The sequence below is a fragment of the Shewanella sp. SM95 genome, from assembly GCF_025653595.1.
Taxonomy (GTDB): Bacteria; Pseudomonadota; Gammaproteobacteria; order Enterobacterales; family Shewanellaceae; genus Shewanella; species Shewanella oncorhynchi.
On record NZ_JAKKSE010000008.1, the window covers coordinates 98673 to 121435 of the forward strand.

Here is a 22763-nt window from a genome sequence, read left to right on the forward strand (position 1 = left end):
TGTCTCCTCACTTTGGCTTACCGTGCATCAAGGCACCTCTCTTTAAAAAGACAGGCAGTGATGCAGGTAAGTATTCCCTGACAAAAAAGGAGTGCGAATAAATTCAGCACTCCTTTGGTCATTTAGGCGGCAGCTATGCTCGCCACAGCACGTTCAAAACGAGCTAGACCTTCAGCAATATCTGCCTCAGGGATCACCAGAGAAGGAGCAAAACGCACCACGTTAGCACCCGCCATCAGGCTCATTAAGCCTTCAGCGACAGAGGCCACCAAAAAGTCGCGTGAACGACCTTGGTATTGTTCATTAAGAACGGCCCCTAAGAGTAAACCTTTACCGCGTACTTCTGAAAAAACATGATATTTTTCATTGATTTTGTTCAAACCATCACGCAATAACTGCTCGCGATGTTTTACGCCATCTAACACTTCAGGTGTATTCACTACATCTAACACAGCATTACCGATAGCGCAGGCTAATGGGTTACCACCGTAGGTAGAACCGTGAGTGCCCACTTTTAAATGCTCGGCAATCTCAGCCGTTGTCAGCATAGCTGCGATAGGGAAACCACCACCGAGCGCTTTAGCTGTGGTTAAGATGTCAGGCACGATTTCAGTACCCATGTAAGCGTAAAGTTCACCAGTACGGCCCACACCCGTTTGGACTTCATCAAAAATCACTAGTGCATTGTGCTTATTAGCCAATTCACGCACGGCTTTTAGGAATGCAGGATCGGCATCGATAATACCGCCCTCGCCTTGCAGCGGCTCAAGCATGATGGCGCAAGTCTTATCGGTTACTGCGGCTTCTAAGGCGACAACATCGTTAAATGGCAGGTGAGTAATGCTCTGCGGCTTAGGACCAAAGCCATCGGAATAGGCAGCTTGTCCACCGACACTGACGGTGAAGAATGTACGGCCGTGGAAAGCTTTATCGAACGCTATGATTTCATCTTTCTCAACGCCATGTTTTTCTAAGGCATAACGACGGGCAAGTTTTAATGCGGCTTCGTTGGCTTCGGCGCCAGAGTTGGCAAAATACACTTTGTCGGCAAACGTGCTATTAACTAATTTAGTCGCTAATGCTAAGGCTGGCTCATTCGTCATTACGTTTGACAGATGCCATAATTTTTCACCTTGTGTCTTTAGGGCATTCACAAGGGCTGGATGACAGTGACCTAAGCAATTTACCGCAATACCGCCAGCAAAATCGATAAACTCGTTGCCCTCTTGGTCCCAAACTCGGCTTCCTTCGCCACGAACAGGGATCACGGCAGCAGGCGCATAATTAGGCACCATCACTGCGTCAAACTGGGCACGGTCCAACTTCATATCAACGCTCATTCTTCTTCGTCCTTTGTGTTTGTGTAACGGCGCCTTGCACCGTCAGAGTCCCATAGGTATCTTTATCTAGAGTTAGTGATACTGGGATTGCTTGTGTCTATTAATAACCATTATTAGCGAAAATGTGATCAAAATACCAGTTTTTCACAAACATCAATCCACGCACTTCCACCCAAAGTGCATAAAGATTGCAGTTTAAGAACTATACAAGCGGTTAAGCCCGTGGCTTGCAGCATAATTAGTCAGAAAAAAAGTTATTTACCCCACATTTTGCTAGCTATTCACTGAATGTGAATAACTACACCATTTTAACGAATCAAGTGTGAAAGCACAAAATGACCAATTTTCGACCTCACTTCAAGGGCTTCGGGTAATAAATTGAACAGAGGAAACACATGGGGCATGTTAGGGTAAAAGCAGCCCGTTATTTCACCACCACAGGCTTTTATTTGGGCGACTAAACGTTCAGAATCCTGTAATAATAACTCCCGCGTACCCGCAATCACTAAGATGGGCGGCAGATCTACCAAGTTCCCTTGTAAGGGGGAAACTTTTGCCGACATAGGATCGGCCCCAGCAAGATAAGCGCCACGTAAGCGCAGCAATGCCTCTATGGTGAAGAAGGGATCGTCGGCTGCGAGTATCAACTCAGTATCCCCCGTAAGCGCTAAGTCTAACGCGGGCGATAGCAAGATACAGGCGGTCGGTAAAGGCAGGGCTAAACGTTTTAATTCCAGCAACAAACTCAGTGCTAAATTGCCGCCCGCCGAGTCACCCATGAGGATCAAATTCTCCGTGCCTTTCAGCTCAATTAACCGTCTATAGGCTTCAAGTACATCATCAAATGGCGCGGGGAAAGGATACTCAGGTGCGAGACGATAATCCGGAATATAAGCATCTAATTGACAACGCTGGCAGATATCTGCGACCAGTCTTGCATGGGCATGGGGCGTTTTAAAACAGAAGCCTCCGCCACGGATATAAAATAGATTTCCAAGGCGAGGAGGTTCGTTGAGAAGCACATAATGTAACAAGTTTGAGTGTTGTAAGGGGATGGTAGCGCTGACTAACTTATCCGGCCAAGGGAGCCAGCGTCTATCAAGCTCAAGCAACTTTTCACGCACTTGCGCTAAGGGCATTTTGGCCTGTCCACGACTGATGGATGGCCTAGCGACATAGGATAAAATGGTATTTAGTACAGATGCTTGCCAGCTTGGCATATCCCTTCCTCTACTTAAACGCCGCAATCATGGCGCTACGTAGCAGACCGTGGATTACAGCAGATCTAACTTCCTATAGTTTTGTGCTTTTAAGCGCAGTACTTCTTGCTCAGTTAACTCATAATAATCAAACATTAAGCGCTTTTCTTGGGGATCGATTTGACGCATTTCTTCGAGTAATATCACCTTAGCATAACAGTTTGCCCGCGCGACTAATGCCGACTGAGGCGACAATTCTCGATAGCTTAAGGTTCGGTCTAACTCCTTTAACAACCGAGTTAAGGGACTCGCTTCAAACTTAAGTAACTCTAATAATTGCCAATTAAGTTTAAGGCCATGGCTTAACACTTGTTCAAACACGGCCTTAGCAGGAAACTCAGTGGCAATCACTGCATCATACACTTCCTTATCACGGCTGCTACTGGCTTCTCTTATCCAAGATCCCCATGTTTGGTCGAATAAACGGGCACTTAAACTCAATACAACGGATGTACCTAACTGATTAAGTAAGGCACTACTATAAACCAAGGCTGAGTCAGTATTATGAAGCTGAGCTAAAGCATTGGCCGCTATGCCACTGACTATGCTGTAGCGCCATAATTTACGGGTAGTCCATAACAACTTAGCATTGCCACTAGGAAGCCAATTTCGCAAACAAAAGTAAGGGATAATGGTGCGAAGGTTTTCGATACCGATGTAATTCATCACTAATTTGATATCAGTGACCCGCACATCTGAGCTCTGAGACCGGCGAGCGCGAAAAGATGGGCTGTTGACCATGTTAGTTAAGTCGCGGCACAACCAACTTAAGTTACTGATCAGTGGCCTTAATCGCGTTGCATCGAGATTTTTTGCCAGCAATAATTCCAGCAAGAGGATTTGCGACTCATTGATGTCTGACTTAGCCAGAACCAGTTCGGGGGACGCGAGTTGATGATCGATGGCGTTATTGACCGTTTCATGCAGCTGGCTCGACACGGCTTCAAACACTTCTTTAGCTTTAATTTGTTTCATCAAACGCACCAAAATCGCTTCGCGTTCAACATCTAACTTATTTGCATCGGCCTCTAATTCAAGGTCGAGTTCATCCAAAAGAGTCGGGCTCGCTTTTTGCTTTCCGAGGATCAATTGTTGATAGAGTCTGTGCTCTATCTCTATAATTTTGCCGGGTCTTACACCGCCCGCAACCGAAATCGCCACTATGAATCTTTCCTATATCGCTAATGCCCGAGTGACGTCAACACAATCAAACTCTCAAAATCATTACAATTTCAGCACATACACTTAATCTTAGCAATAATGCAAAGTCGCAGAACGCAAACAAAGAGTTATATCGGATATTTCCTAGTCAGTTACCCAATAAAAAGGCCTCGACTAGGAGACCTTTAAAAGAAATCGAACTGAATTATTTGAGTTCTTGTTCAAATAACTTATAGATGCGGCGGTATTCATCTAACCAGCTAGAAGGTTGACGGAAACCATGGGGCTCAACAGGATAAATCGCCATTTCAAAGGTTGGTTTTTCCAGTTCAATGAGGCGCTGTACCATACGCACACTGTCTTGGAAGAAAACGTTGTCGTCCATTACGCCACTCATGATAAGCAGTGGTTTCGTTAATCCTTGGGCATGCTCAATAGGAGAGCTGCGCTCATAGGCGATAGGATCGACATCAGGCGTATTTAAGATATTAGAGGTATAAGGCGCATTATAATGTGCCCAGTCCGCCACAGGACGCAATGCAGCTCCAGCTTGGAACAAGTCTGGCGCGGTAAACAAAGACATGAAGGTTAAGAACCCACCGTAAGAGCCACCATAAGTCCCGACACGCTTAGTATCGACATGGGTATGAGTCGCCATCCACGTCACGCCATCCTTTAAGTCTTCCACTTCTGGATGACCCATATTGCGATAAATAGCGGTGCGCCAATCTCGGCCGTAACCTTTAGAGCCACGGTAATCCATGTCCATCACAACATAACCTTGTTGAGTCAGCAGGTTGTGGAACATAAACTCGCGGAAGTAACCGCTAAAGCCATAGTCAGCATTTTGCAGATAACCTGCGCCGTGGTTGAAAATCACCGCAGGGTATTTCTCAGCGCGGGACTTATCATAGCCTTGCGGCAGATAAACTCGAGCGTACACATTGCCAGCACCATGATTTGAAGGTACTGCTACCACTTCTGGCGCTTGCCATGGGTAATTTTTGAAGGCATCACTGGTATAAGACGTCAGCTGCTTTAACTCGCCGCCAATGGGTTGAACATAAAGCTCATTAGGCTGTGTGCGGCGCGAAGCATTGAGTAATAGCTGAGTGCCATCGGGGCTTAAGCTGTAATCTAAGTTGCCATCCCACTGGGTTAGTTGCTCATTTTTACCTGTGGCAAGATTCACGCGGTGAACGTTATAAATGCCGGGGTGACTCTGGTTCGCTTTGTAATAGATGTAATTGGCATCCGGTGACAGCGTAATATCACTCACCACAAACTTGCCTTGGGTTAACGCACGCGGCTTTTCGCCTTGAGCTTTAATATAAAGCTGCGAATAACCGGACTCTTCTGACAAGTAATACAAGGTATCCGTATCCGGTAACCAACCGAATTGGTTGTAGTCGTAATTCACCCATGCATCATCATGCAAACGATGTTCGGTAATGAATTTACCCTTAGCAAGATCGACACTGGCGATCCAGCGATCTTTGTTATCGGTGGCTTCTAGCATCAGGGCTAATTTATTTTCCGACTCATGCCATTGAATCGCACTCTGAGTCCAGCCCCAATCCTGCATCAACTGAATTTTACGTGGCGATTTAGTGCTTTGATAAGTTTCGCCTTTCGCTTTAGCATTTTCAGCTTTCACTTTGGCTAGCACATCTTCATCAAAACCAGTAAGGCCCTCGATTGTGATATCGACTTTTTTATGTTGGTTTAAATCAAGCACAACAAAACGTTGCCCTGGTGGCGTATCTTCAGCCACGCGCGCGCGCACTGGCACTGGGTCGATATAACCTTCGCTACCTAAGTAATTAGGCATGATGTCGTGTTCGCTGCTACCTGTGTAATTTTTATCTGTAAGCGCGACTAAAATATAGCGGCCATCGGGTGATAAACTCAGCTCTGACACCACTTCGCTATCGCCTAAATACCAAGTGCTGGCGGCGAGCGTTGGATCGTTTTTTTGTAATTCATCTTGGTACTGCGCTTTAGCTTTAGCATTTTCTTGCTGCAGCGCTACATACTGAATCAATCTGTGCTGTTGTTTCGCAATATAAGACGTCGGCTCTTTTACACCTTCTGGCGCTTTCGCCATTTTAATTTCAGCAAGTTGCTCGACTAAGCCTGAATCTTGATGAATTTGGAAAACATTGTCGCCCTGCCAATAGGCAATATCGCCATTATTGAGATAACGCACACCATCGATGGCGGTGCGCTGGCGAGTCAATTGGCTGATCTTACCCGTGCTTAATTGCTTAACAAAAATGTTGCCTTGATATAGGTAAGCCTTGTGGGACTTAGTGCGATCAAACACACCAAACTGCTGATCTGCGGCATGTAACTTATCGAGAGCTAGCTCGACGGCGCGGCTGTCATTGATGCCTTGCTGATAATAGCTACGCAGAGGTGAAGTACTCGCTTGGCGGGCAAACAGCACGCTTTGGCTATCGTCGCTCCAGTAAGCCTCTTTGGCAAAGATCCCCATCCAATCAGGATTTGCCATAATTTGATTAAGCGTAAGCGCCTGTGAAACTTGTGGCGGTTGGGCTAAGGGAACTTGGAATGCTGGCGGAGCTATTACGGGAGTTGCAGTTTCAGTCGATGTCGCTGCGCACCCAGCCAATACGGCAACCGCTAACGCACTAAAACCCAAATTTCGCATTACGCTTCTCATTTATCCTTCCTTTTATTGTTATCGCAATGGCTAAATGACCCAGTCTACTTATCTGCTGGTTTCGCCTATTCGCGTAGTTTTGCGGCAGTTATAGCATAGTTAATCGCTAAACTTGCTTAAAAGAAGGATAAATCTTGTAACAGAAATTGATAGTGTGGAGAGTTTTTAAGGCGAGGAAATTATACGGGCACAGCCGGTTGCGCTAAAAAATTGGCTAACAGTTCGAGACCTTGCTCGGTGAGAATTGATTCGGGATGAAATTGCACCCCATAAAGCGGTAAGTCTTGATGGCTCATGGCCATGATTTCTCGGCCGTGAATTGCATCGTCAAACCAAGCATCGAGTACAAAACCTTCAGGCACAGCATCAACCAGTAACGAGTGATAACGTGTCACGGTTAAAGGCTGATTTAATCCCTTAAATAACCGCTGTCCAGTGTGCGCAATGGCACTGACCTTGCCATGCATTACCCGTTCGGCACGCACCACATTGGCACCGAAAACCTGTGCCATCGCCTGATGTCCCAAACAGACACCTAAGATTGGCATGCGCGCAGCAAAATGTTCAATCGCCGCGAGGGAGATCCCCGCCTCATTAGGTGTGCAAGGTCCGGGCGAAATCACCAGATGACTAGGCGCAAGCGCCTCGATGTCGGCTAGGCTAATTTCGTCATTACGCTTAACCACTATCTCTTGCCCTAGCTGCTGAAAATACTGCACTAAGTTAAAGGTAAAAGAGTCGTAATTATCGATCATTAGCAACATACAAGATCCATTGGTCTAAATGGGTAAAGGTAACGCATATCTAACGGATGAATGCGGGCGCAAATGCTATCACACCTTGTATTTAAGGTTTAACCAATTACGGCGATAAAATACAGCAACAAAAAAGCCAGTCATTAGACTGGCTTAGTTTTTAAACGACTTGGGCATTTCACCACAGTTATTTAACCACAGTTAAATGACTGCGACGTTTAGGGGGCTCATCTGTCGGTTCAAACGCTTTATCTGTTGTTTCAACAACGGATAAAGATGAATCGACTTCATCGTCCATCAGGTAAGCATCTTCGATATCGAAGACAGTGCCAGCACCGTTTTCACGGGCATAAATAGCGACAATCGACGCCATTGGCAACATCACCTGCTGAGGAACACCACCAAAACGCGCATTGAACTCCACACACTCATTGCTAATTTGCAAATTGCCCACTGCGCCAGCAGCAATATTCAACACTATCTGGCCATCCTTCACGTATTGCTGCGGTACTTGAGTGCCTTCAACAAAGGCATCAACCACAACGTGAGGAGTCAATTGGTTGTCCATCAACCAATCATAGTAAGCCCTTAGTAAATAAGGACGATTTGGAGTCAAAGGTTTCATTACATACCCATGCGCATTTCGCGTTCGGCTTCAGTTAAAGAAGCTTTAAACGATTCACGCTCAAAAATACGTGTCATATACGCTTTGATATCTTTAGCTACACGGCTATCTAGCTCAATACCTAATACAGGTAAGCGCCACAACAATGGGCCAAGGTAGCAATCCGCTAGACCAAATTCTTCACTCATGAAGTAAGGCACTTCACCGAAGATAGGCGCAATTGCGATCAGGCTTTCAGTCAACTCTTTACGAGCCGCTTCAACACGATCACCTTTACGGATACGGTCAACGAGCGAATACCAGTCTGTATCTATGCGATGCATCATCAAACGGCTTTGGCCGCGAGACACTGGATAAACTGGCATCAAAGGCGGATGAGGAAAACGCTCATCCAAATATTCCATGATAATGCGTGATTCGTATAAAACGAGTTCACGGTCTACCAAAGTTGGCACTGAGTTATATGGATTTACTTCGAGCAAATCCTCAGGCATTTCGTTAGGGTCGACCTGTAAAACATCAACAGTAACCCCTTTCTCAGCTAACACGATACGTACTTGATGGCTATACAGATCATCAGCACCTGAAAACAGTGTCATGATAGAGCGTTTGTTGGCAGCAACAGCCATTGATACCCTCCAGAATCGAAATAAAACAAAAGTAAACGAGGGGCAAAGCCCCCCGTTTACACTATGCGGATATTACATTTTACCCGTTATTGGTGCCTAGTGTACATCTTTCCAATACTCTTTCTTCAAGAGGTAGGCCACAATAAAGAATATAAATAGGAATCCGAGTACCCACCAGCCCATAGCTTGACGCTCTAGCTTAACAGGTTCAGCCGAATAAACTAAGAAGCCAGTGATATCACGTACTGCTTGGTCGTATTCTTCCGCATTCAATTTACCGCCAGTCACCACAATAGTGCCATCTTCTTGTTTAACTGGTGTGCCTTGTAACTCTTCGAGTACATGTGGCATACCAACAGATGGGAATACTGTGTTATTCACACCAAATGGGCGACTTGGATCTTTATAGAAGCCTTTCAGATAGGAATAAACCCAATCTTCACCACGCACGCGAGCAACTAAAGTTAAGTCTGGCGGTGTAGCACCAAACCATTTAGCAGCATCTTTAGGTGGAATAGCGTTTTGCATCAACTCACCAATTTTAGCATCGGTGAACATATACTTATTACGCATATCATCCGCAGAGATACCGATATCGGTCGCTACACGTTCATAACGTTGATACTGAGTGCTGTGGCAACCAGAACAGTAATGTTGGAACAGGTCCACACCACGCTCTAAAGAAGCTTTATCATGCAGATCAACATTGGCATCTTCTAAATGAATTTTATGTCCGCTCGCGGCCATAGCCAACGTCGGCAACAAGGTAACTAATGCAATCAATAATTTTTTCATTAGTGTGTCAACCTCGCTGGAACAGGTTTAGTTTTTTCATTCTTGCTGTATACCCACAGCGCCACAAAGAAACCAAAGTAAGTGAAAGTAAACACCTGTGCAACTATCGTCAGCGTCGGCGTGGCAGGCACTACCCCTAAATAACCCAATACTATGAAAGATATAGCAAATTGAGCAATATTCAGCTTATGTAGCGTACTACGGTAGCGAACTGACTTCACTTTACAGCGATCTAACCAAGGCAATACGAACAGTACTGCAATCGATAGACCCATCATTATCACGCCACCCAATTTATCAGGCACAGCACGTAAAATGGCGTAAAAAGGAGTAAAGTACCAAACGGGTGCAATGTGTTCAGGAGTCTTCATCGAGTTAGCCGCTTCAAAGTTTGGCTTCTCAAGGAAGTAACCACCGCCTTCAGGAATAAAGAACAACACGTAACAGAATACAATCAGGAAGCCCGCGACGCCCATGATGTCTTTTACAGTGTAATATGGGTGGAATGGAATACCGTCAACTGGCCAGCCATTTTCGTCTTTGTTCTTCTTGATTTCGATACCGTCAGGGTTGTTAGAACCCACTTCATGCAGCGCAATTAAGTGTAAAAATACGAGTACGACTAATACTAGCGGCAGAGCAATAACGTGCAGCGCAAAGAAACGGTTCAGCGTTGCGCCAGAGATCACGTAGTCACCACGGATCCACAGGGTTAAGTCGTCACCAATAACTGGAATCGCACCGAACAGAGAGATAATTACCTGCGCGCCCCAATATGACATTTGACCCCATGGCAGCAAATAACCCATAAAGGCTTCGGCCATCAGCACGAGGAAAATTAACATACCGAACAGCCACAGTAGTTCTCTAGGCTTCTGATATGAACCGTAAATTAAACCACGGAACATGTGCAGATAGATCACAACGAAGAAGGCTGATGCACCCGTTGAGTGCATATAACGCAGTAACCAACCGTATTCAACATCACGCATTATGTATTCAACAGAGGCAAATGCGCCTTCTGCTGTTGGTACATAGTTCATCGTCAACCAGATACCTGTCAGTAATTGGTTAACCAATACCAACATCGCTAGCGAACCGAAAAAATACCAAAAGTTAAAGTTAGTTGGCGTAGCGTACTGGCCCACGTGACGGTTATAAGTCGCCGTCATTGGGATACGCGCATCAATCCAATTAATTAAATTCTTAACCATTACGCCACTCCTTTATCTACACCGATAATCACGGTGCCATCATCAACGTATTGATGTGGAGGGATAACTAGGTTCAATGGAGCAGGTACGCCTTGGAAAACGCGACCAGCCATATCGAACTTAGAGCCATGACATGGACAGAAGAAACCAGAAGTGACACCTTCAACTTGCTCACCAAATGAATCTGGCAAATAAGTAGGTGAACATCCGAGGTGGGTACAAATACCGACAGCAATAAAATACTCTGGCTTAATTGAGCGCAAAGGATTTGTTGCATAATCAGGCTGCTGCATCTCAGCAGAAGCAGGATCTCTTAACTTATCATCATGTGTTGGCAGTTCATTGATCACAGCATCTGTGCGACGGACAACCCATACAGGTTTTCCACGCCACTCAACACGGATCAGCTGACCTGGCTCTACTTTACTGATATTTACTTCGACCGGTGCACCTGCAGCTTTCGCTTTGGCACTCGGATTCCATGACTTGATGAAAGGAACCGCTACAGCGACGGCACCAGCACCACCTACTACGGCGGTTGCGGCTGTCAGGAATCTGCGACGTCCGGTATCGACTGGCGCATTGCTCATCCACTTATCTCCCAGAGGGTGTTGGAATTTTTATATTTCAAAGACTTTCAGCCCTTAGTCATCACTAGGGTCAAAAATCGAAGTTTGAAGCGGGGCTCATTATAGCTAAAAATTAGAAGCAGATCATAGTGAAAACACGCAAGTAAGTTAGGGAGATTGCGTGTTTTTTAAAAAAAGCCTAAAAAAGACCCAACTATTAACCCATTTTAATTCATTTGGATCATATTTTAAGCTTCTTGTCTGTGACATCGGCATAAAGCATGCATCGCTAATATAAATTAGCCCAGACTTTTCAAACTAAGTTAACAATCGCCAGATAAAAAAATAGGCCCTGAGTAACAGGACCTATTAAATCAATACTTTTAATGCATTACTTCTTAGGTGCAGTGCTCTTCATATACTTGAAGAACTCGCTATCAGGCTCTAACACCATAATATCGGACTTGCCTGAGAAGCTGGCTCGATAAGCTTCTAAGCTACGAACAAAACCGAAGAACTCAGCATCTTTGTTGTAAGCATCAGAATATATCTTCGCTGCTAACGCATCTCCTTCACCTCGAATGGTTAAGGCTTTACGTTCAGCTTCGGCAATCTTCACCGTCACATTGGCATCTATCGTTGCACGAATAATTTCAGACTGTTCTTTACCTTGCGCTCTATGCTCTTTTGCCACAGCTTGACGCTCTGCACGCATACGCTGGTAAATACTGTTACTGACGTTAGCCGGTAGATTGATTTGCTTTACACGCACATCAACAACTTCAATACCTAAGTCTTTTGCACTTTCTGAGGCATTGGATAACGCATCATTTTGCAGTTCATCACGCTTACCAGAAACAATCTCTCTGATAGTGCGACGACCAAACTCTGTGCGTAAATCGTTGTTGATCTTACGTTGTAATAGCGATTCTGCATTCGACTTAATACCACCGTTTGTAGACAGGTAATATTTTTCGAAATCCATAATGCGCCACTTCACATAGGAATCGACCATAAGGTCTTTCTTCTCTGAAGTTACAAAACGATCAGCTGCACCATCAAGTGTTTGAATACGGGCATCGAGTAATTTTACTTTATCGATCACAGGCACTTTCATGTGCAGGCCTGGGCCGTAGACGCGGGTGACTTGCTTACCGTCAACGTCGTCTTTTAAAATTTCACCGAAACGCGCCACAATAGCGCGCTCGCCTTCATTCACCACCATTAAAGATGACAAACCAATACCTAAGAGCACGGCGATAAGAATAACGCTTAATCTACCCATGGATTACTCCCTCCCTTGGCGAGTACGATCATCGCGGGATGGACGTCCACTCAAAGGCTCATTCGCGCGAGTCGTTGATACAGATGAAGAATTAACATTTTGCTGTGGCTTAGCTTCCAGCTCATTTGTCGCAGGCTTCTGCTGAATTAACTTATCTAGCGGTAGGTACATTAAGTTGCCGTTGTTCTTAGCATCAATCAGCACTTTATTCGTATCTGTCATCACTTGCTGCATTGTATCAAGATACAAACGCTTACGAGTCACTTCAGGCGCAGCTTGATACTCTGGTAATAACAACTCAAAACGAGCCACTTTACCGCGAGCTTCTAAGACTTCACGCTCTTTGTAAGCATTCGCTTGTTGCGCCATACGTTCAACTTCACCACGAGCTTTTGGTTCAATTTCACGGGCATAAGCTTCAGCTTCACGAATAAAACGTTGTTCATCTTCTTGGGCAGAAATCGCATCATCGAAGGCGTCTTTCACTTCTTCTGGCGGACGTGCCGGTAAGAAGTTAACGTCAACAACAGCAAGACCCAATTTGTACGGTTCAAGAATGCGCTCTAACTCTTTCCACGTATCGCGACGAATAGCATCACGGCCCGTAGTCAGAATATCATCCATCTTGTTATGTCCAATGACATAACGCAGTGCACTGTCAGTCGCTTCACGCAAACTGGCGTTCGCATCGACGGCACTAAATAGATATGAGTAAGCATCTAAAATACGATACTGAACATCAAGCTCAACTTTCACGACGTTTTCATCGGATGTCAGCATGCTACCAGACGCAGGAATAGAGCGAACCGATTGAATGTCGACGGGATAAATTTGGTCGATAAATGTGGCTTTCCAATGAAGTCCAGGACCAATTTCGCCAGCGTGTTTACCAAATCGCAGTGCCACACCACGCTCAGCTTCTTTAATTGTATAAAAACCCGAAAGTCCCCAAACAACTACAGCAACAGCAAGAATGATGATTAGGCTAAACGAACTAAAAGACTGGCCAGAGCCATTTCCTTTGCCGCCAAAGCGCTTTGAAAGATTACGAAAAACCTCGTCAAGGTCCGGTGGTCCTTTGTCGTTACCACCTTTATTTCCCCAAGGATCATTACCCTTGTTACCGGGCTCGTTCCAAGCCATTTAGCACTCCATAAGTGGATGAAATAAATTAGATTATTAACAAACAGCTTCATCTATCGAATCTTCGAAGATGAAGGTTTCTAACTCACCCTGACTCTGTTTTGTTAATCGGCGCCAATCGGCGTCCGATAAACGAACAGACAAAATACAGTTCCCCAGATCGTCGTACTCTTTCTGCTGTATCGCATCCAGTCGATAAAACTGGCCAAGATAATGTCCAGCAGTTGCCGGAATTCTAAGTGTTAGCTCTTTAATCACCTCACCAATAAGCTCAGTGATGGCTTTCAAGAGCAAATCAAATCCTAAACGCTTCTGTGCTGACACCCAAACTCGAACGGGTTTGCCTATGTCGTTATATTCAATTCTTGGCGTCACATCTTCGAGTAAATCGATTTTGTTACAGACCACGAGTTGCATGACTTCATCGGCTTGGATGTCTTTCAGTACAGATTGAACCTGATCAAAATTATCCGCCATGTTTTCATCTGCACAATCAACTATGTGTAGTAATAACTCAGCTTGCCTTGTCTCTTGTAAGGTTGCCTTAAATGCAGCAACGAGATCATGGGGCAAATGACGAATAAACCCGACAGTATCCGCTAATATCACGGCACCATCAGGTAAATCTAACTTTCTTAGCGTAGGATCGAGTGTGGCAAATAGCTGATCTGCAGCATAAACATCAGATGATGTTAGGGCATTAAACAGCGTTGATTTACCCGCGTTTGTGTAGCCGACTAATGAAACTGTCGACAAATCACTACGCTTACGTGCACGTCGACTCTGTTCACGTTGCTTATCAACTCGCTCTAAGCGTTTGTTGATATTTTTAATCCGTCCTCTGAGCAAACGTCTATCGGTTTCGAGCTGGGTTTCCCCTGGACCACGTAAACCAATACCGCCCTTTTGCCTTTCAAGATGCGTCCAACCACGGATCAGGCGAGTCGACATATGGCGCAATTGCGCTAGCTCCACCTGTAACTTACCTTCGTGAGTTCGCGCTCTTTGGGCAAAAATATCGAGAATAAGTGTCGTACGGTCGAGCACTCGACACTGACACACTTGCTCAAGATTACGCTCTTGGGCTGGACTCAATGCATGATTAAAAATCACCACATTGGCTTCAGTCGCCGCCACTAATGCAGCTAACTCTTCGGCTTTACCAGAACCCACAAAAAATTTGCGATCCGGTGAACGTCGACTTCCAGTAATCACCCCGACTGATCTTGCCCCAGCTGATTCTACTAATAGCTGCAGCTCGACTAAATCTTCTCGGCGTTCCTCATCGGAAAAGTCGATATGGACAAGAACCGCAGTTTCTCCCGCCTCATAACGATCAAACAAGAAGCAAACTCCTCAGATAATACTTATTCGCCACTAGGCGCATCATCTTGAGCACCATATCCGCCTTGGGCATTTTGGTGACCAGTAACGTTGAATGGGCGTGCTGGCACGACAGTAGAAATAGCGTGTTTATAAACCATTTGGCTCACTGTATTTTTCAACAGAATGACAAATTGATCAAACGACTCTACCTGTCCTTGGAGTTTAATGCCGTTAACCAAGTAAATTGATACAGGAACGCGCTCGCGACGCAATGCGTTCAAAAATGGGTCTTGTAAAGATTGCCCCTTAGCCATTTTATTATTTCCTTTTTAATTTATATAAAATAAATCGATATCAGTGATAGTTTTTTGTTTAGTTTTAGTATTATACAGCAAGGGCTAATAAGCTAGCGGCATTGACGCATAAGTATAACTAAATTCCCCTCAGCACCACTTTCAAGCCAATTCAACTCTGGCCAACTCCGCAACCATGTTAATTGACGCTTAGCCAATTGCCTAGTAGCAGCAACCGCTTTTTCGACCATAGTATCATAGTCAAACTCACCATCTAGGTATTGCCAGCACTGTCGATAACCGACACAACGCATTGAAGGCAAGTCTAAATGCAAGTCTCCGCGGGCTTTTAGCTCTGTGACTTCCTCAATAAAGCCCTGTTTGAGCATAATCGCAAAACGTTGCGCTATTAAGTCATGTAACACTTTGCGCTCGCGCGGTGCAATAGCAAACTGCACTACGTCATAAGGCAAGGGAGCTGACTTGGTCTGAGTCAACTCAGTCATGCTCTTGCCGCTTATTCTATAGACTTCCAGCGCTCTTGAAAGTCTTTGTGGATCATTAGGATGAATTCTTTCTGCCGACACGGGATCTATCTCCCTTAATTGGTCATGCAGTGCTTCCCATCCCTTTTCATCCGCCTCCGCTTGGATCTCGGCCCTAATGGCGTCGTCCGCACTCGGCAAAGGTGACAAACCTTCGAGTAACGCTTTGAAATACATCATGGTTCCGCCAACTAATACTGGCGTTTTCCCCATGCTGACAATCTCTTCTATCTGGGCTATTGCATCGGCTCTAAAGTCGGCTGCCGAATAGCTTTCACTGGGATCACGAATATCAATTAATCTGTGCGGCCCACGAGCCAGTTCGTCTGCTGAAGGCTTGGCACTGCCAATGTCCATACCACGATAAATTAATGCCGAATCGACCGAAATGATTTCACAGTTATGCTTTTCGGCCAATTCTAATGCTAAAGCTGTCTTACCTGAGGCCGTTGGCCCCATCAAAAATAACACTTTAGGCTGTAATTCTTTATTCACTTGCTTGCTCTTCTAGCCACGATTGCCAAGGTAAGAATATCGCTTTGTTGGCAATAAGCTGTTTTTTCTCTTCAGCTAACTGCGAAAATGCTGCCCAGACTTCTGGTGCCGAAACGAATCCCGTTAAACTGTGTTTTGCCAACCAAAATGCCAATGCGCTCGGCGCAGGTGTTTCAAAACGTAGCGATTGTAGCCACTCAGGGATCACTTTGGCTAACTGGCTCTCTCTGATATATGGGGGCACTTTTTTAATAATCAACTGCTGGTAACGAATTGTTAGTTCTAAACCTAATTGGCGGATCAGCGTGTCGTGTTCAGTGAGCACAGCCTGCCAATCCGCATCAGCCGCGACAGACACTGGCATCAATAAAGGCTGACCAATTAACCCCGTCGCTAGTTTAGCTTCAATCTCTTGGCATCGCGTCGCCAATGCTACTGATTTTATTGATAATAGACTGAGTTTATCTTCCGACGTCATCACCCAATATTGCCCATCTAATATCGATGGCATAGGTAACACAGACTGATAATCTTGATCTTTTACACTGTAAGAAGGGGTTTGCAGTAAAGCACCATAACTTGCTATTGCCGCCTTTGACGGTAATTCAGTACGTTGTCGAGATTCACCTACAGAATAACTGCCACGGCTGCTGTCTCTTGGCATTGTCATGCTGCCAAAAGCATTGGTTTGAGTGCCAAAACTGGCGCCTTCTCGTCCTGCACCTACATACTTTACTTGAACGGCAGGGACAACTGCATCTTGAGCAGACTCAAGTGTATCAGTTTGCGCATTAACTTGAGCTGAATCAGCTCCAAGTGCAAAAGGAGCAGATATTTCAGCTGTGCTTGTTGGAGCATCCACAAACACATCTTCAACCTCATCCAAAGAACTAGAGTCAACGAAGTTGAGCTCTCCTGCTTCTTCCAGCGCCGATTGCAATGCTTGCAGAATATAATCATGCACATAGCGACTCTGATGGAATCGCACCTCATGCTTAGCGGGATGCACGTTAACATCCACTTGATGAGGATCGATATCCAACATCAGCACGTAGCCGGGTTGCTCAAGTTCTGCTTTTTGGGCAAAGGCTTGACGCACTGCATGATTGACCAAGCGATCACGGATAAGGCGTCCATTGACATAAAAGTAATGGGTATCGCTGATAACCGGTGACCAAGGTGACTGCAAATAGCCACTGAGGCGCAAATCATCGTGTTGGCATTCAATCTTAAGCGCTTGCTCGGCAAATGGACGGCCACACACTTGCGTCAAACGCTGTAAATACTGGACTTCATTCATGGCGGGACGATAATTACGTACTGTCTTGCCGTTATGCGTCAGCGTGAAATGGATATCCCCACGCACTAATGCAATGCGCTTTAACCATTCATCGATATGGGTAAATTCGGTTTTGTCACTCTTTAAAAAGCGTCTACGAGCCGGTGTATTAAAGAATAAATCCACCACTTCAATCGTCGAACCTACTGGATGCGCGGCAGGCATCACTTTAACTGCCATGTCGGCACCTTCAGCATGGGCTTGCCATGCTTCGGTTTGCTCAGCCGTGCGTGAAGTTAAAGTTAAACGTGAGACTGAGCTGATACTGGCTAGCGCTTCACCACGGAAACCAAAACTAAGGATCGCTTCAAGATCGTCTAAAGTGTGCAGCTTTGAGGTCGCATGGCGCGATAAGGCCAGCGCGAGTTCATCTTTAGGTATACCAGAGCCGTTATCGCGAATTTTAATCAGCTTGCTGCCGCCTTTGTCGATTTCAATATCGACTCGGCTCGCTCCTGCGTCGAGGCTATTCTCGACCAATTCTTTGACTACGGAAGCGGGTCTCTCAACCACTTCCCCCGCCGCAATTTGGTTGGCTAATTGCGGAGGCAGGATCTGAATGCCCATCATGCTTTCCTATTTAACTCTGGGGTATGACTAGCGTTTGCCCTAACTGCACCACATCGGATTTCATTCCATTCGCTTGTTTGATGCTGGACATTGGCACACTGTAACGTTGCGCGATTGCAGATAAAGATTCTCCGCGACGGACCTTATGTTTAACCTTTGTCGATACCGCATCGCCAACATAGGCTGTAGGTGTTCTTTCAGTTGGCATTCTTTCTGCAGATGCTTTTGCTGTGGTTTTGGCCGGCTTAGCACTGCTAGAGCTTCCTCCCCTTCTTTGGGCAAGCAAAGTATCCGCTGGCGGATTGTTATGATAGTAACGGCTCACACCCTTATAAATAGCATTGGCAATGCTCTCTTGATGGCGACTACTCGACAGTAAACGCTCTTCTTTAGGGTTTGAAATAAAGCCCGTTTCAACCAAGATTGAAGGAATATCCGGTGACTTCAGCACAGCTAAACTCGCGGACTCAGGGCGACTTTTATGCAATTGAGTCACGCCACCTAAATCTTTTAAAATATCCCCCGCTACAGAATGGCCAATTGCCATCGAACTGTTCATTGACATATCGAGCAGCGTCATAGCCAAATACTGTTCATTATCCGTGTTTTGGATAATCTCACCCGCGCCGCCCAGCAACTCAGAATGCTTCTCTTTTTGCTCTAACCAACGACCAATTTCACTATTAGCACGACGCATTGATAGCACCCATACGGAGGCGCCACGTGGATTGGGCGAAGTAAAGGCATCCGCATGGATAGAAATCAGCAGATCTGCCTTACTGTTGCGCGCCAGTTCAGAGCGTTTATTTAAATTCACAAAATAATCACCAGTACGGATCATCACAGCACGCATGCCTGGCGTGTCATTGATTTTGCTGGAAACACGTCTGGCGATTTCTAGGGCGACCTTTTTTTCATAAACACCAGAAGGACCAATGGAGCCAGGATCGTCGCCACCATGACCCGCATCAATAGCAATGACAATATCGCGGGATGATTGCGCCGCTTGGGTGACAGTTTTAACGGGTGTAGATGACACGATAGCCGTTGCCGTAGTTAACGTTTTATCTTCTAAATCAACCACTAGACGATTGCCATAGGGCGCAGTAACAGGCAAAGAAAACAAGCTTGCATTCAATGGTTTTACGAGATCGATCACTAAGCGCAAATCACCTTTAGTCGGTGACTTACTGATCCGCACGCCCTTAACTAACTTACTGTTGTTTTCAAGATTTTTAAGCACAACTTTAGCAGTGGTCTTTTTTAAATCCACCACTAAACGATTAGGGCCATCTAAAGAGAAATAGGTGTAATCAGGCACTCCACTCAAGTCAAACACGATTCGAGTTGACTCAGGCGCGGCCCAAATACGTACGCTTTCTAACTGATTAGCAGCATGGGCCGCCACAGAGAAAAAAGAACATAAAGAAAGAATAATAATTTGAAAATACGGGTTATTTTTTATCATTTTAGTTTTTATTTTATCGCTTTTAATAACTTTTCACCTGGCTCAGACAAGGCCTCTATGCGTATTTCTCGCCCACTATTTTGATAACTTAAATGCATATGGACATCGGCAGCGGGCAGTAAACCCTCTCCCTTATCTGGCCATTCAACAATGCACAGACTCTTATCCGTAAAGTAATCGCGGATCCCCATAAATTCGAGTTCTTCTGGATCGTTTAAACGATACAAATCAAAATGATAAACTTCGACACCTTCTAACTCATAAGGTTCAACTAAAGTGTAAGTCGGGCTTTTAACGGCACCTTTATGGCCCAATCCCTGAATTAAGCCACGACTCAGCGTCGTTTTACCGGCTCCTAAATCACCCGTAAGATACAGAGTCAAAGGCGCTTGGACATGGCGGGCTAATTTTTGCCCAACCGCAATAGTGTCGTCTTCGTTGTCTAAGAAAAAAGTTAACTCTGTCATATCCGCTTATATCACTGCTGTTATTGATGGAGAAGCGACTCAATCCTAAAAAGGCACAGGGCACATAACAAAGTCCAGCCCCGCTTGAGTCTCACATTCCGCCTAGAGTAAATCACTATTCACTAATTGGCGAATAAAAGGCATTAAATCGCTCGCTAACATACCCCGTTCTCCCTGTATTGCTGCAAGATCAGCGGCGCAACCATGTACGACTACGCCAAGCACAGTTGCCTGCATATTATCCATTCCCTGAGCCATGAGCGCGCCTATAATACCAGATAACACATCGCCACACCCACCACTGGCAAGCCCAGGGTTGCCGACTGGTGCAACTACCATTTGCTGACCATCAAAAATGACCGTTCCTGCGCCCTTTAGCAATACAACACCGCCGTACTTTTGCTGTATCGCGTGAACAGCGGCAAATCTGTCCTGTTCAATATCGACCACGGTACAACCAAGTAAACGCGCCGCCTCACCCGGATGTGGTGTTAATACCCAATTCGTTTGGCGCCTTGGTTCGTTACTGAGCAGATTCAATGCATCGGCATCTAAAACACAAGGCTTATCGCTCAAGCCCACGGCTTTAAACAAATTATACCCCCAGTCATGCTTACCTAAACCAGGGCCAAGCACGATAACCTGCGCCCAACCAAGGCGCAGATACACTTCCATATCGACTAAATCACAACCCCAAAACATCAGTTCAGGACGGGAGACATTCACCGTCAGTTGATGCTCAGGTCGACTGATCACAGTGACTAATCCCGCGCCTGCACGTAGGCAAGCCTCACTTGCCAGTCTCACAGCCCCAGCCATACCTATATCACCGCCGATGACAGTGACTTTGCCCGATTGGCCTTTATGGCTATCCCGTGCTCGGGCGGCAAAATAGTCCTTAAGAGTCTCTCTTCCTACTCTTTGTGCGCTCGCTTCAGCAAAGAAAGGCGTTAATCCTAAATCTGCAAATTCAAGCTCGCCACTGTAATGCCGCGCCTTACCCGTTAACACACCTTGCTTTACACCACCAAAACATAAGGTGATATCCGCCATCACAGCAACACCTGCTACGGCGCCTGTATCAGCAATGACTCCAGAGGGTAAATCAAGGCTCAATACCCAAGCCGAATTGTCATTGATGGCACGGATATATTTAGCCATATCGTCGCGTACAGCATCACGCACCCCCGTACCTAACAGACCATCGACTATGATTTTCGCTGCGAGAATAGGTTCAACCTCTAACGGCAGTAATTTTCCACCTTCAGCAAGATAATGGGTCAATGCTTGCTGACACTCAGGCGTGCCTGCCGCTGACGTCATCATCACAGAAACGTCCATACCACTGGCACGGGCTAGACGGGCGCACACTAAAGCATCGGCACCATTGTTACCGCTGCCAGCAAGAATTAACACAGGTAAGACTTTGGAGCTATGTTTCGCTAAACACTCAAAAGCCGCCGCGCCAGCACGCTCGACCAATTCATAGAGACTAGATACTCCCTGAGACACTGCACTCAGTTCAGCTTCGCGAACTTGTGTTTGGGTGTATAGAGCTTTGGGAAATTGCGATAGATCTTGTGCCATGAAGGATCTCCTTAGACACCAATGACTCCATTTCACAATGAGTAATCTCACCATAGAAGTCTTGGCAGAATTGAGCAAGGCCAATAAAAATCAGCCAATAGATCAAGAAAGTAGCAAAAAAAGCAGCGAGAAATTATGACGTAAATCAGTTCAGGCGCAGAAACCCGCCCAAATGGAGCAAAGTAGAGTAAAAGTTGCCGATACAAAGTCGACATAAAAACCAAAGCCAGCACTGGGCTGGCTTTGAGAATCGAGAAGAAATGACGATTTAGATATCGTCCATCCGAATCGTACTATGGACTAGACGTTGCTGCTGAGTTTTCTCTACTCGGATCAAATTGGCTAACGCATTGCGCGCATCTTCCGCCGTGGTTGAGTTAACTGTTTTTTCTAACAAACCAATCAGACGATTCTCTAGGTCTAAATGTAAGTTGAGCACATCATCTTCATTCATGTTTGCGGGCAACATAGTATCTTGGCAACGCTTAGTAAAGTCTTCAAAAGTGAAGTCTTTATACCAAGTATCAAGAATACGATGTGGTGCTTCATCCATATAATCACGCAGTTTTTCTGCCATGGTTTTTTGGTGTGATTCAAAATACTCCAACATCATTTTCACACGAGCCGAGTCAGCTTGATTATTGAGTCGGCCATAGAGTTGCGCCATATCTAAGCGGCAATTTGCCACATACTCGAGTAGATCACGTAATTGTTGAATACGCATATAATGCACTCCATTGTCAGGCCAACTACTTGGCGCTATTAATTTTGTCTAATTCCATTATGTGAGTAAAAGCGTTACGAATATTTGAACAAGGTCATAATTTAACTTTCACGCAGCTATCTAATTTAGGAAAACTTGAAGAAACACGCTATAGATCACGCATCTAAATCCTATCACACTGTTTTGTATAAAAGAGAAAAACCAAAAGAGATCTCAACGCACTTTTCCCAAAGGGTATTCGTAAGTCTTTGGTTGTGCATGGTGAATCTGAGATAGAGTGCTTGAGGTAGATGGCAGTGAATCAAGACAAATACATATGAGCGAATTGAGGGAATTGAGGGAATTATGTGAGAAGTACAGCGACATTATGCACTTAACCAATTGAAAGTTAAATAAACAATAAGGAAATGGAACGAAATTGGAGCGACATAATTTTGATCAAGAGCAGTTCGAACCGATGACCTATACCTTGACTAATTTAACAATCA

20 protein-coding genes are annotated in these 22763 nt (G+C 45.3%); all 20 read right to left on the reverse strand.

Annotation, left to right across the window (positions count from 1 at the left end; translation table 11 throughout):
* Nucleotides 1–122 precede the first annotated feature (122 nt).
* The 20 genes from L5M29_RS11045 to L5M29_RS11140 all read right to left on the reverse strand — a co-directional run bounded on the left by L5M29_RS11045 (nt 123) and on the right by L5M29_RS11140 (nt 22275).
* Nucleotides 123–1340 (reverse strand): aspartate aminotransferase family protein, encoded by a 1218-nt coding sequence (locus L5M29_RS11045; protein ID WP_263167839.1) that lies wholly within the window; start codon nt 1338–1340, stop codon nt 123–125.
* 308 nt (nt 1341–1648) lie between these two features.
* The gene (locus L5M29_RS11050) at nt 1649–2560 is read right to left on the reverse strand and encodes an alpha/beta hydrolase (protein WP_219251059.1); all 912 of its coding nucleotides are present in this window, start codon (nt 2558–2560) and stop codon (nt 1649–1651) included.
* A gap of 54 nt (nt 2561–2614) precedes the next feature.
* Complete coding sequence (locus L5M29_RS11055) at nt 2615–3760, reverse strand: HDOD domain-containing protein (RefSeq protein WP_263167840.1); 1146 nt, start codon at nt 3758–3760, stop codon at nt 2615–2617.
* A gap of 205 nt (nt 3761–3965) precedes the next feature.
* Entirely contained in the window at nt 3966–6446 is a 2481-nt protein-coding gene (locus L5M29_RS11060) for a S9 family peptidase (protein WP_263167842.1), read from the reverse strand.
* 179 nt (nt 6447–6625) lie between these two features.
* Entirely contained in the window at nt 6626–7210 is a 585-nt protein-coding gene (locus L5M29_RS11065) for an anthranilate synthase component II (protein WP_263167843.1), read from the reverse strand.
* 178 nt (nt 7211–7388) lie between these two features.
* Nucleotides 7389–7826 (reverse strand): ClpXP protease specificity-enhancing factor, encoded by a 438-nt coding sequence (locus tag L5M29_RS11070; RefSeq protein ID WP_105250272.1) that lies wholly within the window; start codon nt 7824–7826, stop codon nt 7389–7391.
* Nucleotides 7826–8455: a stringent starvation protein SspA gene (sspA, locus tag L5M29_RS11075; protein WP_006080065.1), complete on the reverse strand. Its 630-nt coding sequence runs from the start codon at nt 8453–8455 to the stop codon at nt 7826–7828. Before sspA ends, L5M29_RS11070 begins: the two co-directional genes overlap by 1 nt.
* A gap of 96 nt (nt 8456–8551) precedes the next feature.
* Nucleotides 8552–9250: a cytochrome c1 gene (locus tag L5M29_RS11080; protein WP_105250273.1), complete on the reverse strand. Its 699-nt coding sequence runs from the start codon at nt 9248–9250 to the stop codon at nt 8552–8554.
* Nucleotides 9250–10464, reverse strand: a complete 1215-nt coding sequence (locus L5M29_RS11085; protein WP_105250274.1) for a cytochrome b — start codon at nt 10462–10464, stop codon at nt 9250–9252. The genes L5M29_RS11080 and L5M29_RS11085 overlap by 1 nt, the downstream gene beginning before the upstream one ends.
* Nucleotides 10464–11054 (reverse strand): ubiquinol-cytochrome c reductase iron-sulfur subunit, encoded by a 591-nt coding sequence (gene petA, locus L5M29_RS11090; RefSeq protein WP_006080059.1) that lies wholly within the window; start codon nt 11052–11054, stop codon nt 10464–10466. Before petA ends, L5M29_RS11085 begins: the two co-directional genes overlap by 1 nt.
* A gap of 370 nt (nt 11055–11424) precedes the next feature.
* Nucleotides 11425–12318, reverse strand: coding sequence for a protease modulator HflC (hflC, locus tag L5M29_RS11095; protein WP_113939145.1), 894 nt, complete (start codon nt 12316–12318; stop codon nt 11425–11427).
* A 3-nt stretch (nt 12319–12321) separates the two neighbouring features.
* Nucleotides 12322–13461, reverse strand: a complete 1140-nt coding sequence (gene hflK, locus L5M29_RS11100) for an FtsH protease activity modulator HflK (RefSeq protein WP_028761770.1) — start codon at nt 13459–13461, stop codon at nt 12322–12324.
* A 36-nt stretch (nt 13462–13497) separates the two neighbouring features.
* Nucleotides 13498–14805: a ribosome rescue GTPase HflX gene (gene hflX / locus L5M29_RS11105; protein WP_028761769.1), complete on the reverse strand. Its 1308-nt coding sequence runs from the start codon at nt 14803–14805 to the stop codon at nt 13498–13500.
* Between the two features lie 23 nt (nt 14806–14828).
* Nucleotides 14829–15101 (reverse strand): RNA chaperone Hfq, encoded by a 273-nt coding sequence (hfq, locus tag L5M29_RS11110; RefSeq protein WP_006084207.1) that lies wholly within the window; start codon nt 15099–15101, stop codon nt 14829–14831.
* A 92-nt stretch (nt 15102–15193) separates the two neighbouring features.
* A complete protein-coding gene (gene miaA / locus L5M29_RS11115) occupies nt 15194–16120 on the reverse strand; it encodes a tRNA (adenosine(37)-N6)-dimethylallyltransferase MiaA (protein ID WP_263167845.1) in 927 nt (308 codons plus the stop codon).
* Complete coding sequence (gene mutL / locus L5M29_RS11120) at nt 16113–18026, reverse strand: DNA mismatch repair endonuclease MutL (RefSeq protein ID WP_411569042.1); 1914 nt, start codon at nt 18024–18026, stop codon at nt 16113–16115. Before mutL ends, miaA begins: the two co-directional genes overlap by 8 nt.
* Nucleotides 18027–18039: 13 nt before the next feature.
* Nucleotides 18040–19497: an N-acetylmuramoyl-L-alanine amidase gene (locus L5M29_RS11125; protein WP_263167848.1), complete on the reverse strand. Its 1458-nt coding sequence runs from the start codon at nt 19495–19497 to the stop codon at nt 18040–18042.
* A gap of 8 nt (nt 19498–19505) precedes the next feature.
* Nucleotides 19506–19964 carry a tRNA (adenosine(37)-N6)-threonylcarbamoyltransferase complex ATPase subunit type 1 TsaE gene (tsaE, locus tag L5M29_RS11130; RefSeq protein WP_028761764.1) on the reverse strand — a complete coding sequence of 153 codons (459 nt, stop codon included), beginning with the start codon at nt 19962–19964 and terminating at the stop codon, nt 19506–19508.
* A 102-nt stretch (nt 19965–20066) separates the two neighbouring features.
* On the reverse strand, nt 20067–21551 hold the full coding sequence (locus L5M29_RS11135) for an NAD(P)H-hydrate dehydratase (RefSeq protein WP_263167850.1): 1485 nt from the start codon (nt 21549–21551) through the stop codon (nt 20067–20069).
* 268 nt (nt 21552–21819) lie between these two features.
* On the reverse strand, nt 21820–22275 hold the full coding sequence (locus tag L5M29_RS11140) for a hypothetical protein (protein WP_028761762.1): 456 nt from the start codon (nt 22273–22275) through the stop codon (nt 21820–21822).
* Nucleotides 22276–22763: the final 488 nt, after the last annotated feature.